Genomic DNA, 14,738 nt, shown 5'->3' on the forward strand with positions numbered 1-14,738 from the left:
TTATGACAACAACAGACCGTATTAAGTACCTCATTATTGTGGGGGCTGGCCGAATAGGAAACAGAGTCATTGATCTGGCAACAGGAGATGGTCACGAGGTCGTGGTGATCGAGAAAAATACTGACCTGGCTGAACAGACCAGTTCTAATTATGATTGCCTCGTTATAAATGACGACGCCTCCAAGATGGATGTTTTGGAAGAGGCGGGCATAGAAAAAGCAGATGCATTAATTACCACGACCAACGATGATTCAACCAATCTGTTGGTGATGATGCTGGGACGGCGATATAATGTTCCCCGGTTGTTGAGTTCCGTCAGAGAACCAGGGCATATCGGTTTATTTGACGAATTGGATATCGATTCTGTGGAAAGCCCACACCGACTGAACGGAGAGTTCTTGTATAAATCCATGCAACGACCAGGTATAAAGGATTTTATGCGTCTGGACGGTGGGGGTGAGATTGTTGAGATTGAACTTGCAGAGCATTCCTCGTTGATCGGTAAAACTATATTAGACGCACTGGAATTGGAACAAATCTCCGAAGACCTCATTATAGTCGCCATTTATAGAGATGGTGAACTTATTATTCCCCGGGGAAACACTACTTTTGAGGGTGGAGATACCGTAACAGTATTATCAAAAGAAGGAATAGGCAAAGATATCATTCAAACATTTAAGGCCTAGAAATAATGTTTAAATCAGAAACGAAATATGCCGTAATTGGATTAGGTTCATTTGGCTACACCTTGGCAAAACTTTTATCCCAGCGGGGTCTATATGTGGTTGCCATTGACCAAGATATGGATAAGGTTGAGAAGATTAAGGATAAGGTAGCCGCGTCTGTCAGTTTTGATGCAACCGAAGCCGACTTGCTACAAAAGCTTGGAGTAGCTAAAGTAGACGTTGCAATAATCTCAGTAGGGGATGAAAACTTTCAGGCTGCTGAGTACATAGCCTTGGAACTCCAGGATAGAGGGGTCAATAAAATTTACGTAATTGTTGGCTCAGAACGGGAAGAGCAGATTATCCAAAAGATTGGAATTACTGACGTCATTAATCCAAAAATTGAGGCAGCTAAAAATCTTGCAGATGAAATATCAGAACAAAAAAGCGAGGTATAGCCCTGTCAATTCGAGAATTAACCCTCCCCCAATGGGTTGGTATTTATGGATTATATCCAAGTGATGGGTAATTGTACTATCTCTATAAATTATTGATATACATGGCTTTACATATGATAAGCCTAAGAGATATGTGGTTTCTTTCATGGAATTTTCGCTGTTAAGGTAAAACAGCAACACTCCTTTCCAAGCACAAATATTCAAGCCATGAAATCAAATCTAGAATTCAGCTTTACCCATGAGAAAAATGGATATACAGCGCTTGTTCCATTGCAAGATATAGATCTTAGTAATGCACTCCTGCCCACCTGCTATTCGAGCAGATAAACGAAATAATGGGAAAATTATCCTGCTTAATATTATCGACATCCCGTATCAGCTGCCAACGTCCGAAGCGGAGGAATTTAAATTAGAACGAGAACTTAAGCTGGAGTATGTGCGACAAATTATAGAGTCAGCGGGATGTAAGGTGGAGATCACGGTACGCATTGCCCACCGCCTTTCCCATGCCATCGAACAGCTTGCCAACTCTAGGATATTGATTTTACTATAATGTGGGGCAAAAATGATGGGTTGTTTTAGGATAAAGAAAAAACCAAAAGCTATATGGTGCGAACAGTAACCTGTAAGTGGTTAAAGAACATGTGGAAACACATTTTGAAGATGTTATCATGCAAGTTAATGACCTTAAGACTGTCAGATCTATAATAACTTATTTGCTGGGGAGCAAGGAGGGAACCATTTACATGGTCCCAGCTTTCAGCGAAAAGGATAAAAAATCAACGCTAAGAAAGCTAAGATCTATTGTGAATAAATTTGACCGACAGAATCCTCTGGTTTACAGGAAAAACTATTGTCAATCAATTACAGCCGAAAATTTGCTACAAGAACGTATTTGAACGATATGTACAGTAAAACCTAGACAGTACTGGGGTTCTGATTCCATATCCTTTAGGAAGAAATTCCGGGGCTAGCAACTTGGCTCAAGGATGAAGCCGGCCGGTGTTTATTGCAAAAGTTGGTCTAGTAGAACAAGCTGTTATTGGTCAACTCACAGATAAGCCAAAGAATTGGATGGGAATTACTTCCTAGTTGTACTTTACTACTAACATAGAATGGGATTAAATTCTTGAATAGTTTCTTTAAACCTCAAGGCCTCTCATATCATGTCTTTTAGAGAGTGTTTGAATTTCAAGCTCCCCCAATCTCCTCTCCGAAACCAGCCATAATTATAGAATAGGTCTACCAAGGTTATAAGTACCGCCCAGTGCCTTGGTCCTTTCAAATTGATAATTCAGTCTCTCACTTTGAATTGGAATTCCAATCACTAAAAGTATTTCAGGCCAACCATAAAAAACTGTAAGTAGTTGATAATATTGATCTTACAGTAATTAATTTCCCGCCTATGGTGGCTTTGGCACGCTTTTTCCTACCTGACTACGTGAACGTGAACCAAAACAAAAAAAATAAACAATGACACTCATATTCTGGATTACACTCGTCACTTTCGGTCTCGCGATTTTCTGGGGACTGTTTAAAAGCATCGACTTTTTTGCTGAGATATAAACCCTAAAACAACAACACTATGATGGTATTACTCTTTCTAGCAATCGGAATGTTCGGGTACCTGTTTTACGTACTGGTGCACCCGGAAAAGTTCTAATTAGCATTTACATTCAATCAATAATCTAAATTTAAGATATCTATGGATACGCAATTAATTGGTATTGGCTTTATTTACCTGCTTACAATTTTGCTGGCCATACCACTCGGTAAATATATAGCGCGGGTTTACCGCGGCGATCATACTATGATGGATCCGGCCCTGAATCCGCTGGAGAAGCTGGTATATAAGATCGCCCGGATTACGCCCGGTCGTGAGATGAATTGGAAACAACATCTAGCAGCTCTGCTCACCATCAACATGATGTGGTTTGTCTGGGGGATGGTGTTGCTGGCAACCCAAAAAGGTTGGTTTTGGAATCCGGCTGAAATAGCCAATATGTCGCCGGACCTGACTTTTAATACGGTTATCAGTTTTGTGGTAAACTGTAACCTGCAACACTACTCCGGTGAATCGAGCCTGACCTACTGGTCACAGCTCGGCTTTATTACCTTTATGCAGTTTGTAAGTGCCGGTACCGGGATGGCAGCCGCGGCGGCAATATTCAAGGCTATTAAAACCAAGCAAGGGGAAAAGTTGGGCAACTTCTATCGCTTGTTTGTACGTAGTTGTGTATATGTATTATTGCCACTTGCTATTGTAGCCGGTTCAATTTTGGTATTAAATGGCTCCTCTATGACGTGGGAAGGGCCTGATACTATCACTACTCTGGAGGGTCACCAGCAGACTATTGCTAAGGGACCTGCCGCTGCTGAAATTGCTATAAAACAGCTGGGTACCAACGGCGGGGGATTCTTTGGGGCCAACTCTTCGGTTCCTTTTGAAAACCCTAATTATATTACCAATATCGCAGAAACCATGGCAATTCTGCTTATTCCCATGGCGATGGTGTTTGCTTTTGGATATTACACCGAAAAGCGAAAGCTGGCCTGGATATTCTTTGCGGTGATGACGGTTGGATACTTAGCATTAACAACCGCAGCTGTATCTGGTGAAATGGGAGGAAACCCGGCCATTGCACAAATGGGCGTTTCACAGGAGCTGGGCAGTATGGAAGGGACAGAAACCCGATTTGGTCCAGCAGCCTCTGCACTTTGGGCAACAGCCACCACTTCTACATCTAACGGCTCGGTCAACTCTATGCATGACAGCCTGATGCCCCTCGGCGGATTTGCCACCTTGATGGGTATGTTTATCAACGCTTTTTATGGTGGTGTAGGAGTCGGTTTTATCAACTTCTACGTTTTCGTGATCATCGCCATCTTTATTTCTGGGCTGATGGTAGGACGAACACCGGAGTTCTTGGGCAAAAAAGTGGAGGCCAAGGAGATGAAAATCGCCACCATCGTGGCCCTGCTGCATCCCGCTGTTATTCTGACCGGTACGGCTATTTCGGCTTGGCTTATTACCCATAATCCCGATTATGGCTGGTTGAATAATGCCGGATTTCACGGCTTTTCCGAGATGTTGTATGAGTTTTCTTCGGCCACGGCCAATAATGGATCCGGCTTTGAGGGACTTGGCGACAATACCCCATGGTGGAATATTTCCACAGGGATTGCACTTTTGCTAGGCCGGTATGTGCCAATCATCGGACCTGTTGCTATTGCCGGATATCTGGCTAGCAAGCAGTATGTGCCAGAAACAGCCGGAACGCTCAAACCAGATACGGCTACCTTTGGTGTCGTCTTACTTGCTGTAATTGTAATCATTGCAGCGTTGGCATTTTTGCCAGCATTAGTTCTGGGTCCAATCGGCGAATATTTCATGCTCTATTAATTTAAAAGGATATATAATACTATGAAGAAGCAACCAAAATTATTTGAACCTGCACTTGTTAGAACAGCTATACGGGAGGCTTTTGTAAAGCTGAAACCCAATGTGATGGCTCGTAACCCGGTAATGTTTGCGGTAGAGGTTGGGGCAGCTGTCATGCTGCTGGTAAGTTTAGCCATCCTCTTTGGTATGGTTGACCAGGGAAGCTTTGGCTATAACTTTTCCATATTTCTCATCCTGCTATTCACCATCCTCTTTGCGAACTTCGCAGAGGCTCTGGCAGAGGCGCGTGGTAAAGCTCAAGCCGATTCACTGCGAAAGACTCGACAGACGACTCCGGCAAAAATCCTCAAAGAGGACGGGTCGACCAAAACAATAAAATCTTCGGAACTCAAAAAAGGCGATATCTTTATCGCAGAAGAAGGAGATGTGATTCCGGCCGACGGAGAAATCATAAAAGGTCTGGCCTCTATTGACGAATCAGCGATAACTGGAGAGTCAGCGCCCGTGATCCGCGAAGCCGGTGGCGACAAGTCGGGAGTCACGGGAGGTACCAAAGTACTGTCCGACCGTATCAAGGTTGAGGTGACTTCTGATCCCGGGGAATCATTTCTGGATAAAATGATTGGCCTCGTAGAAGGGGCCGAGCGTCAAAAAACACCGAACGAATTGGCACTGAGTATTTTGCTGGCAGGGTTTACGCTGGTATTTCTGGTAGTGGTAGTAACACTACAGCCATTTGCCATGTATGCCAACACAGCCATTGCTATAGCTTCTCTGATAGCCTTGTTCGTATGTTTAATACCGACCACAATCGGTGGTTTGTTATCGGCTATTGGTATTGCGGGAATGGACCGGGCCCTGCAGGCTAATATCATTAGTAAATCAGGGAGAGCGGTAGAAACAGCAGGAGATATTGATACGCTGCTACTTGATAAAACAGGAACCATTACTATCGGAAATCGCAAGGCTACTAACTTTTATCCGGTTGATGGTGTAGATGAAGATCACTTTATCAAACAGTGTGTTTCCAGTTCGCTGGCTGATACTACGCCAGAAGGAAAATCCATTATTGAGCTTGCAAAAGAAATGGATAAACCTATTCCAGATCCGGATGAAGACAAGGTAGAATTTATCAAGTTTACTGCCGAAACGCGGAGTAGCGGAATTAACCTGCCGGATGGCACGGAGATTCGCAAAGGTGCGGTGGATGCGATCAAAGACCTGGTAGAAACGGCGGGAAACAACTTTCCTGATAACTTGGAAAAGAAAGCGGAAGAAATATCATCCGATGGGGGTACACCGCTAATTGTAGCCGAAAATAAGGAGGCCATTGGTGTTATTCAGCTTGAGGATATCATCAAAAAAGGTATCGAAGAACGGTTTGCTCGTCTTCGTAAAATGGGTGTTAAAACCGTGATGGTGACCGGTGATAACCCGCTGACGGCAAAATACATTGCCGAAAAAGCCGGGGTGGACGACTTCATTGCTGAAGCAACTCCTGAAGATAAACTCGAGTACATTAAAAAAGAACAGGCTGATGGTAAGCTTGTGGCCATGATGGGTGACGGGACCAATGATGCACCTGCACTGGCGCAGGCTGATGTGGGCGTTGCTATGAACACCGGTACCCAAGCAGCCAAGGAGGCCGGGAATATGGTAGATCTGGATAACGACCCTACCAAGTTGATCGAGGTTGTCGAGATTGGTAAGCAGCTGCTTATTACCCGGGGAACAATGACCACCTTTTCTATTGCCAATGACGTGGCGAAGTATTTCGCCATTGTTCCGGCGTTGTTCATCCTCGCGTATCCTCAACTGCAGGCGCTTAATATTATGAACTTGGCCAGTCCACAGTCGGCAATTTTATCGGCGGCTATTTTCAACGCCATTATCATTCCGCTGCTTATACCATTGGCGCTGCGTGGGGTTGAGTATAAACCGATGGGTGCCTCCAAACTGCTGGCTCGGAACCTGTTTATATACGGGCTTGGTGGTATAATAGCTCCTTTTGTAGGGATTAAACTAATCGACATTCTAATCAATTTGGTATAAAACTGAATCCTCCAAGGATCTGAAACCCTTGGAGGAATTAAATAATAATCTAATTTCTAAAATTATGAAGAACGAACTTTTAAAGTCATTTTTGCTAAGTGTTGTTTTATTGGGATTGTTTGCATTCGGTTACCCCTTTTTGATAAAAGGAGTAGCCATGCTGGGAACAAGTCATAACGGTGAAGGCAAAGTCGTCAAAGTTAATAACAAAGTGGTTGGCTACGAGCTGATCGGTCAGAAATTTACATCCAACAAATATTTTAACAGTCGGCCCGGAGGTTATGATGCAGCTGGAACCGGTGGTTCCAACAAGGGACCTATGGATCCGGATTACCTGGAAACGGTTCAGACACGTATCGATTCCATTTTGGCCCAAAATCCTGATATCACCAAAGAGGATATTCCCACAGATATGGTGACAGCTTCGGGCAGTGATCTGGACCCGCACTTTTCTCCACAGGCTGCTCACATGCAGATTCCACGCATAAGTAAGGTCCGGGATATTCCTGAGGATCGTCTGCGTGAACTTGTAAATAATCATGTAGAAGGCCCTGCGCTTGGCTTTCTCGGTCCGGATGAGCGTGTGCATGTATTAAAACTTAATGTAGCGCTGGATGAACTGGATAACGAGATGGGAACCCAAAAGTAAAAATAAAACCGGCGGTGGTATATGCGTACCAACCGCCGGTTCAAATGGTGCCTAAACATAATTATATGTCTAAACACACAAGGAGTTTTATTATGAACATTTCAATAACAAAGAACAAGTATCCTCTTTTACTGGTCACAATATGTATTACTATCGCAGGGCTTTGCAGTTTACCTGTAAAACAAGCCAAAGCGCAGGATGTTGATTGCAGTGCTGATTTTGTGAATCGCTACGTCTGGCGAGGGATCGACTTTGGAAAGTCAGCCAGTATCCAACCACATATTGAATTTACTTCTGGCGGATTTACCGCTGGCACGTGGGCTTCCTATGCCATAAGTCCTGTTGAGAACAGTACCGTCAGTGCGGCTGGAGCCTCTGAGCACGACTTGTATATAAGTTATTCCTTTGGAAATATTTCGCTTGGAGTGACCGACTATTACTTCCCCACCGGATCAGAATTTTTCAATTTCGATGACGACGGTGCGGGAGCGCACTATATTGAGCCCAACATCAGTGTTACAGGTCCCGCATCTTTCCCGATCACGTTTTACGGGGCGATTAATGCCTACAACGATCCTGACCAATCTATCTACTTGGAGACAAGCGTCCCCTTTTCTGTGGGAGGTACCGATATGTCATTTACTGTTGGGGGGGTGCCGGCGGAATCTGCCTATTACGGTACGACTAAAGCGGGTATCATCAACCTGAACCTTTCGGTGTCGCGGGAACTGGAAATTACCGACAAGTTTAGCCTGCCCCTGTTTGGCGGCTATATCCTGAATCCCTACGCCGAGCAGTCATACCTGGTATTCGGGCTGAGCCTGTAACGGCATACCCCAAAGCATCCGCCCCTTCTGAAGGATTGGCTCAGGGCGGATGTTTTTGGGATTAGTGCAAGAGGATATGCTACAAGATGCTGTAGCCTGATCTCTTAGTTCTAACAAAATAATTTTTAAAAATTACTTCCTGAACTATGTACCTGATAATTGTTGGGGCCGGCTCTATAGGCCGGCGTATTGTTGAACTTGCTACGCGAGATCATCACGAGGTGGTTGTTATTGAAGCTGATAAACAAACGGCCCGGGAAATGGCAAAAGAATTTGAGTGCCGCGTTTTACACGAGAAAGCAACCGAAGACGATATTCTTAAAAAAGCCGGCATTGCGGAGGCCGATGCGCTCATTGCCACAACAAACGATGACGCGGTAAACCTGACATCGGTATTAATTGGTCGCCAGTATGGTGTTCCCCGATTGATCAGCTCAGTAAGCGATCCGGATCATAAAGAATTGTTCCGCAACCTGACCGTTGATGCCGTTGCTGACCCTAATCGTTTACTTGGGGAGTACCTGTATAGAAATGTCGGGGAACCGGGCTTGAGCAACTTTATTCAGCTTCGTGGAGGAGCTGAACTTGGGGAAATAAAGCTGGATAAACATTCGTCCCTGGTCGGAAAAACGATTATGGATGCTCTGGAAGCTGGTCTAATCACAAACCATGACATAGTAGTAGCTATTTACAGGAAAGGGGAGTTGATTATACCTCGTGGCGATACGCAATTTGAAATTGGTGACACTGTAACTGTCCTATCAAAACGGGGGATTAGTAATGGTATCTATAGAACACTCCAACGGCAATAATTTGTTTGACATCCAAACGCTGGAAGGCAATACGTTTAAAGCTAAGCTTGCCTCATTAGAGAATAGAACACACACTGATTCCGACAGGTATACAATTGTAATTCCTATTAGTAATCCCGGTTCTTTTAAAGCGTTACTCCCGCCCGCTATTAAAGCATGTTACAGGCATAACGGGGTGTTACTATTGTTGCATGTACTCGGTGTTTCGGATCAGGGCAAAAAGATAGAAGAAGACAGATTGGATAGTGCAAAAACTTTGTTGCGGGAGGGCTTGCGGCGCGTGCGGGCTGCCGGCCTGGAAGCAAAACTGCTGATACGGATTTCGAATAACATCCCCGATGCCGTAATTCATGTTGCCAAAGAGCACCAAGCTTCTCTTTTGGTAATGGGATGGGGCGTAAAGAGTGAGCAAAATATAATGAATACAGCCGCTGTGGACCGAATCTTTGCGAATGTTGAGGGAAATATCCTGATTGGTGAACCTCATATACAATCAACGTTCAGAAAAGTAGTGGTCATGGTAGACGAACTCTCCCTGGTTGAGCCTGTATTGGAACATGCCTCTTACCTGTTACATGGAAGACATCAAGGGATTGTGTTGTTTCACTCCTTTAAGGGAGGTCCCTGGGAAACCGGGATTAATGACTATACGCATTCCCTCAACAAAGCTCTGCGCATATTTAAGCAGGATAATCCGGGATTTGAAGGAGAAATATCGCTCCGACATATTTTAGAAACTGAGCTCGAAAGCGGAGCGCTGGGCAATATACTCAAAAAACAAGCCCAATATGCTGATTGCGTGCTACTTGGAACCCGCAACGAGTACTGGGTCAAAAAAACATTCTTGGTAGATCGCCCAAATGTCATAACAAAAGCATTATCAAACCCCATCTTTTTGTCTCGGCCGGGAGCCCCGCCGAAGCCTTTATGGATGAAAAGGCTTTTTGCATCTTTAAAACAATATTGGGTATAAATGAATATATTTGAAAAATAGCTGAACAAATAGTTTAGCTTTTAGTGTATATGACTATCCCAAAATGGGAGAATCTATTTGTGATTATGGTAGTAGGAATGGAGTTTTTAAAAAAGAAATGGGTATTACCCCATTCAGATAGGCTTGAAAGGCTATATGGGTAATCAAATACGTGTTTGGCATGATATCTGTATAATTACTATACCGGTAATCATATTCTAAATATCTCAATGAACAAAAAAGAAACAGAGCTTAGGGAATCGGAAGTAGAGCGATTTTTAGAGCTCATCCGAAAGTCGCGACGTGGAAAGTTCAAGCTATATATCGGTATGGCTGCCGGAGTGGGGAAAACCTATCGTATGCTGGAAGAGGCTCATGAACTATTAGAAAAGGATGTAGATGTTAAGATCGGCATCATTGAAACACATGGCCGAAAAGAAACGGCAGAACTGACGGAGGGAATCCCGCGAATACCTATGAAAGAAGTATTTTATAAAGGGAAAGAACTCAAGGAAATGGACCTGGAAGCTATCAAATTGGATAAACCTGAAGTTATTTTAGTAGATGAGCTGGCTCACACCAATGTTCCGGGATCTAAAAATGAGAAACGTTGGCAAGATGTAGTTGAACTTCTTAAAAATAACGTTAATGTAATCAGCACTGTAAATATACAGCATCTGGAATCGTTGAATAATGATATTAAGCAGATCACCGGTGTTGATGTCAAAGAACGCGTGCCGGACACAGTGTTACAGATGGCCGATGAAATTGTAAATGTGGATTTAACAGCAGACGAACTGCTTGAGCGCTTGGAGGATGGGAAGATCTATGATCCATCAAAAATAAGTACTGCCTTGGAAAATTTCTTTATAAAGGAAAATCTGTTACAACTCAGAGAGCTGGCTCTTCGAGAAGCTGCTGGCCAGCTGGGCAGAAAAATTGATGCCGAGGTTTATGAAAAAGATACCATTACCGGCAATCGTATCATGGTTTGTATCAGTACAAATCCAGAGGGTGGCAAACATCTTATACGTCGCGCGGCACGCATGGCTTCGACGATGCGAGCAGAATGGACTGTAATGTATGTTCAGTCCAGAGAGGAAAGCAGCGATCGCGTTGACCTGGCCGATCAACGTTACCTTATCAATAACTTTAAAATGGCCACAGAGCTGGGAGCCGAAGTGGAAAAAAAAGAAGCTGATAATATTGCTGAAACTATCGTTGAATATGCGAAGGAGCATGATGTCCGATGGGTCATGATGGGGGCTCCTAAACGGACAATATGGAATAAATTGGGATTACGAACACTTACCGAAAAAGTGCTTCACCTGGTAGAAAACTTAAACATTGATTTAATCGTGGTATCACATAATGGGCATGAACATTAAAACTAAGCTGTATACAGGACTTGGGTTTTTAGCATTTCTGCTGGTCTTACTTTGGGGCAGTAGCTTGGTATCCGTAAATACACTTGCTGAAAATACCGTTGACATCATTCAGAACAACAGTCGGACAATTACCTACATGCAACATATGGAGCATACGATGAGTAAACTCCACAAGAAAAAAGTAAATATGTTGTCTGATACAGGCCGTTCTGCATCAACCAATGTGGATTCGCTGAAACGAATTTTAAAACGGGAGATGTCAAAACAAATGAAAAATTTTACGGAAACTGGTGAACCTGAGGCAAGCAGGGCGCTACGGGAGGCTCTTATGCAATACCTAGAACAATTTGACCGGTTTCGTTCACAAGAATCCCGAGGCATGAACGCTTATCAGACTATCACAAACAAATATGCAGAGATCCAAGAGCTGATTTCACAGATCACGTATATGAATCTCGATGCTATTGATCGAAAAAAGGATCGGGCTCAAGAAACCGCGTCACAAGTTATTTTATATATGACGATTATTGGTGCAATAAGTACGTTATTGGCACTGGTCCTACTCCTAAAATATCCCAACTATATTGTTAATCCGATCCGAGAGCTTATAGAGCGTATAAAAAATATTGCGGATCAGAACTATGACCAACGCTTGGAGTTTGAAACGGGAGACGAATACCAGGAGCTTGCTGAGGCCTTTAATACTATGGCTGTTCGGTTGCAGGAATACGATTCTAGTAATTTGGCCAAAATAAAGAGTGAAAAGAGACGTATTGAAGCTATTATTAATCAGATGAATGAGGCTGTCGTAGGACTTGATCATGAAAAAAATATCCTGTTTGTAAATTCAAAGGCAGAGGAGCTTATTGGGTTGGATCACGAGCAATTGGTTGGGCAGTATGCCCCTGATGTTGCATCAACGAATGATCTGGTGCGCAAGCTTATACAGGACATAATGAATAAGGAAGAGCATCAACAAAAAGATGATGAGAATTTAATAAAGATTGCTTCAGAAGATCGGCACATTTACTATTCGAAAGAGACCCTGCCGGTCCTCCTGGATGATGGTGCACAGGAAGATGACAAACAGATCGGGACGATTATTACATTAAAGAACGTCACCCATTTTCAGGAAATGAATGAGGCCAAGACCAACTTTGTGGCGGTGGTATCTCATGAGCTTAAAACTCCCATTGCCTCTATCAATATGAGTTTGCGGCTGTTAGAAGATGAGAGAGTTGGACCTTTGAATGAGGAGCAGGTCGACCTTATTGACAGTATCCGAAATGATACTAATCGGATGAAAAGAACGACGGCAGAACTTCTTGATCTTTCCAAAATAGAGTCCGGGAATATCCAACTAAATAGTCAGCCTGCCCACCCTTCTGACTTGCTTGACTATGCTTACGAAACTATGGTTATGCAGACAGACCAAAAGGGAATCGATATAGAAATTAAATGTGAGGAAGGATTATCTGCCGTTAAAGCCGATATGCAGAAATCAGTATGGGTACTTGTAAACCTAATTTCGAATGCTGTACGCTACACCCCGCCCGGCGGGCAAATAGTGTTAAAAGCGGCAGATGAGCCTCGTGCCATTCGGTTTTCAGTTACTGACAATGGAAAAGGGATCCCCGAGGAATATCTCGGAAAAATATTCCAAAAGTATTTCCAGGTTTATGGTGACAAAAATGACAATGGGGGAAGTGGTTTGGGCTTGTCTATCGCCAAGGAGTTTATCAACGCACAAGGAGGAGAAATTGGCGTTGAAAGTGAGCTTGGTAAGGGAAGTACTTTTTATTTTACACTCCCCAAAAATAGAAATTCGAAAAAATTAAATAGTTATGAAGCATAACGTATTAGTTATTGATGATGAAGACCGTTTTCGAGAACTTCTTTCCAGAATAATTGGGCTGGAAGGATTTAATGTAATACAGGCAAAAAACCTCAAAGAAGGTCTAAAGGAACTAGAAAATAACTTTGTTCACGTGGTCGTGACGGACGTTAAGCTTCCAGATGGCAGTGGCATGCATTTGCTTGAAAAAGTAAAGCAGAAGTATCCGCTTATTGAGGTCATTGTTATTACCGCTTATGGCACTATCCAGGATGGAGTCAATGCCATGAAGCAGGGGGCTTTTGACTATATCACCAAGGGCGATGATGATGACAAAATCCATGTAATGGTAGAGCGTGCCGCGGAAAAGGCCCAGATGCAGTATAAGCTCCGTCATCTCGAACAACGCGTTGATGATAAGTATGGATTTAAAAGTATTGTAGGTGAATCGGAAGCCATCCAAGAAGCCGTTCGCATGGCAAAAAAAGTAGCGACGTCTGATATGAGTGTACTTCTCCAGGGAGAAACCGGAACGGGAAAAGAGCTTTTTGCTCAGGCTATTCATCAAGCCAGCCCCCGAAAAGGTGGGCCTTTTGTTGCGTTAAATTGCAGTGCTTTCCCCAAGGATATGTTAGAGTCTGAGATGTTTGGTTTTAAGGAGGGTGCGTTTACAGGAGCTAAAGAATCCAAAAAAGGGTTGATAGAAGAGGCCGATGGTGGGACACTATTTCTGGATGAAATTGGTGATATGGATATTGGTTTGCAGGCAAAACTGTTGCGTTTCCTTAAAAATAAAAAGTTTACTAAACTTGGTGAAACCGAAGAACGAACGGTTGATATTCGCGTAATTGCTGCTACGAATAAAGATCTAAAGAAGGAAGCCAATGAAGATACGTTTAGGGATGATCTCTATTATCGCTTAGCTGGGTTTGAAATTGATATTCCTCCACTCAGGGACCGGAAAAGCGATATCCCATTGTTGGCCAATTTCTTTCTAAAGCGTCTTAATGAACGGGTACGACGTATTGATGATGAGGCCATGAATCTGTTGTTATCTTATTCTTGGCAGGGAAATATTCGAGAACTAAAAAATATTATTGAACGATCTGCTATTCTTGCTGAAGGCGATGCCATAATACCGGAACTGTTGCCGCCTGAATTTCATGGCGATTCCTCTTTCAAGTCAGGCAATCCAAACTCATTAAAGGAGATGGAGCGTATTCATATTCAGAGAGTTTTAGAACAGGCTGAGGGCAATAAAACAAAGGCTGCCGAGATGTTAGAAATTGGGACAAGTACCCTTTATCGCAAAATAGATGAGTACAACTTATAAGGATATGTCATTATAGTATCCTACTCTACCCGGCGTCCCATTTTGGGAATAAGGTATCCCAAAATAATAACCAATTACCTACAGAGAATGTTGATCTATTTTGAAAACCTGGATTTATATCAAATGAAGCATGTTATTACCATTTTTAGAGTGGTCTTTCTCACTTTGGCATAGTGTTTTCATTATCATAGGATCGAACGTTTCTTTGTTGACATTATATATAAAAAATCACCCGCAATTTTAGTATGACCACATTTTTAAACTCGTATCGGGGGGCATCACTTTATGAAGTCAATGAGGTTGACCTTTCCGAAGGAGAAACGCTTGGTTCTAATCTGGCTGAT

General features: G+C 43.1%; 13 protein-coding genes. All 13 read left to right on the top strand.

What is annotated here, in order from left to right:
• Positions 1-2: 2 nt before the first annotated feature.
• Positions 3-686, top strand: a complete 684-nt coding sequence (locus LX73_RS07080) for a potassium channel family protein (protein WP_148898787.1) — start codon at positions 3-5, stop codon at positions 684-686.
• A gap of 5 nt (positions 687-691) precedes the next feature.
• Positions 692-1,123: a potassium channel family protein gene (locus LX73_RS07085; RefSeq protein WP_148898788.1), complete on the top strand. Its 432-nt coding sequence runs from the start codon at positions 692-694 to the stop codon at positions 1,121-1,123.
• Between the two features lie 292 nt (positions 1,124-1,415).
• Positions 1,416-1,676: a hypothetical protein gene (locus LX73_RS07090; RefSeq protein WP_148898789.1), complete on the top strand. Its 261-nt coding sequence runs from the start codon at positions 1,416-1,418 to the stop codon at positions 1,674-1,676.
• A 1,035-nt stretch (positions 1,677-2,711) separates the two neighbouring features.
• Positions 2,712-2,786 carry a K(+)-transporting ATPase subunit F gene (gene kdpF / locus LX73_RS13260; protein ID WP_425461089.1) on the top strand — a complete coding sequence of 25 codons (75 nt, stop codon included), beginning with the start codon at positions 2,712-2,714 and terminating at the stop codon, positions 2,784-2,786.
• Between the two features lie 42 nt (positions 2,787-2,828).
• A complete protein-coding gene (gene kdpA, locus LX73_RS07100) occupies positions 2,829-4,526 on the top strand; it encodes a potassium-transporting ATPase subunit KdpA (protein WP_148898790.1) in 1,698 nt (565 codons plus the stop codon).
• A gap of 21 nt (positions 4,527-4,547) precedes the next feature.
• Positions 4,548-6,578: a potassium-transporting ATPase subunit KdpB gene (gene kdpB / locus LX73_RS07105; RefSeq protein WP_148898791.1), complete on the top strand. Its 2,031-nt coding sequence runs from the start codon at positions 4,548-4,550 to the stop codon at positions 6,576-6,578.
• 64 nt (positions 6,579-6,642) lie between these two features.
• Entirely contained in the window at positions 6,643-7,227 is a 585-nt protein-coding gene (locus LX73_RS07110) for a potassium-transporting ATPase subunit C (protein ID WP_148898792.1), read from the top strand.
• Between the two features lie 92 nt (positions 7,228-7,319).
• Positions 7,320-8,054: a TorF family putative porin gene (locus LX73_RS07115; RefSeq protein ID WP_211359381.1), complete on the top strand. Its 735-nt coding sequence runs from the start codon at positions 7,320-7,322 to the stop codon at positions 8,052-8,054.
• Positions 8,055-8,200: 146 nt separating this feature from the next.
• Positions 8,201-8,866, top strand: coding sequence for a potassium channel family protein (locus tag LX73_RS07120; RefSeq protein ID WP_148898793.1), 666 nt, complete (start codon positions 8,201-8,203; stop codon positions 8,864-8,866).
• Positions 8,835-9,839: a universal stress protein gene (locus tag LX73_RS07125; protein ID WP_148898794.1), complete on the top strand. Its 1,005-nt coding sequence runs from the start codon at positions 8,835-8,837 to the stop codon at positions 9,837-9,839. Before LX73_RS07120 ends, LX73_RS07125 begins: the two co-directional genes overlap by 32 nt.
• Before the next feature lie 230 nt (positions 9,840-10,069).
• Complete coding sequence (locus LX73_RS07130; RefSeq protein WP_148898795.1) at positions 10,070-11,227, top strand: sensor protein KdpD; 1,158 nt, start codon at positions 10,070-10,072, stop codon at positions 11,225-11,227.
• On the top strand, positions 11,217-13,082 hold the full coding sequence (locus tag LX73_RS07135; RefSeq protein WP_170245615.1) for a HAMP domain-containing sensor histidine kinase: 1,866 nt from the start codon (positions 11,217-11,219) through the stop codon (positions 13,080-13,082). Before LX73_RS07130 ends, LX73_RS07135 begins: the two co-directional genes overlap by 11 nt.
• The gene (locus tag LX73_RS07140) at positions 13,072-14,394 is read left to right on the top strand and encodes a sigma-54-dependent transcriptional regulator (RefSeq protein WP_148898797.1); all 1,323 of its coding nucleotides are present in this window, start codon (positions 13,072-13,074) and stop codon (positions 14,392-14,394) included. The genes LX73_RS07135 and LX73_RS07140 overlap by 11 nt, the downstream gene beginning before the upstream one ends.
• The last annotated feature ends 344 nt before the right edge of the window (positions 14,395-14,738 follow it).

Source organism: Fodinibius salinus (assembly GCF_008124865.1).
In the GTDB taxonomy this organism is placed as follows: domain Bacteria; phylum Bacteroidota; class Rhodothermia; order Balneolales; family Balneolaceae; genus Fodinibius; species Fodinibius salinus.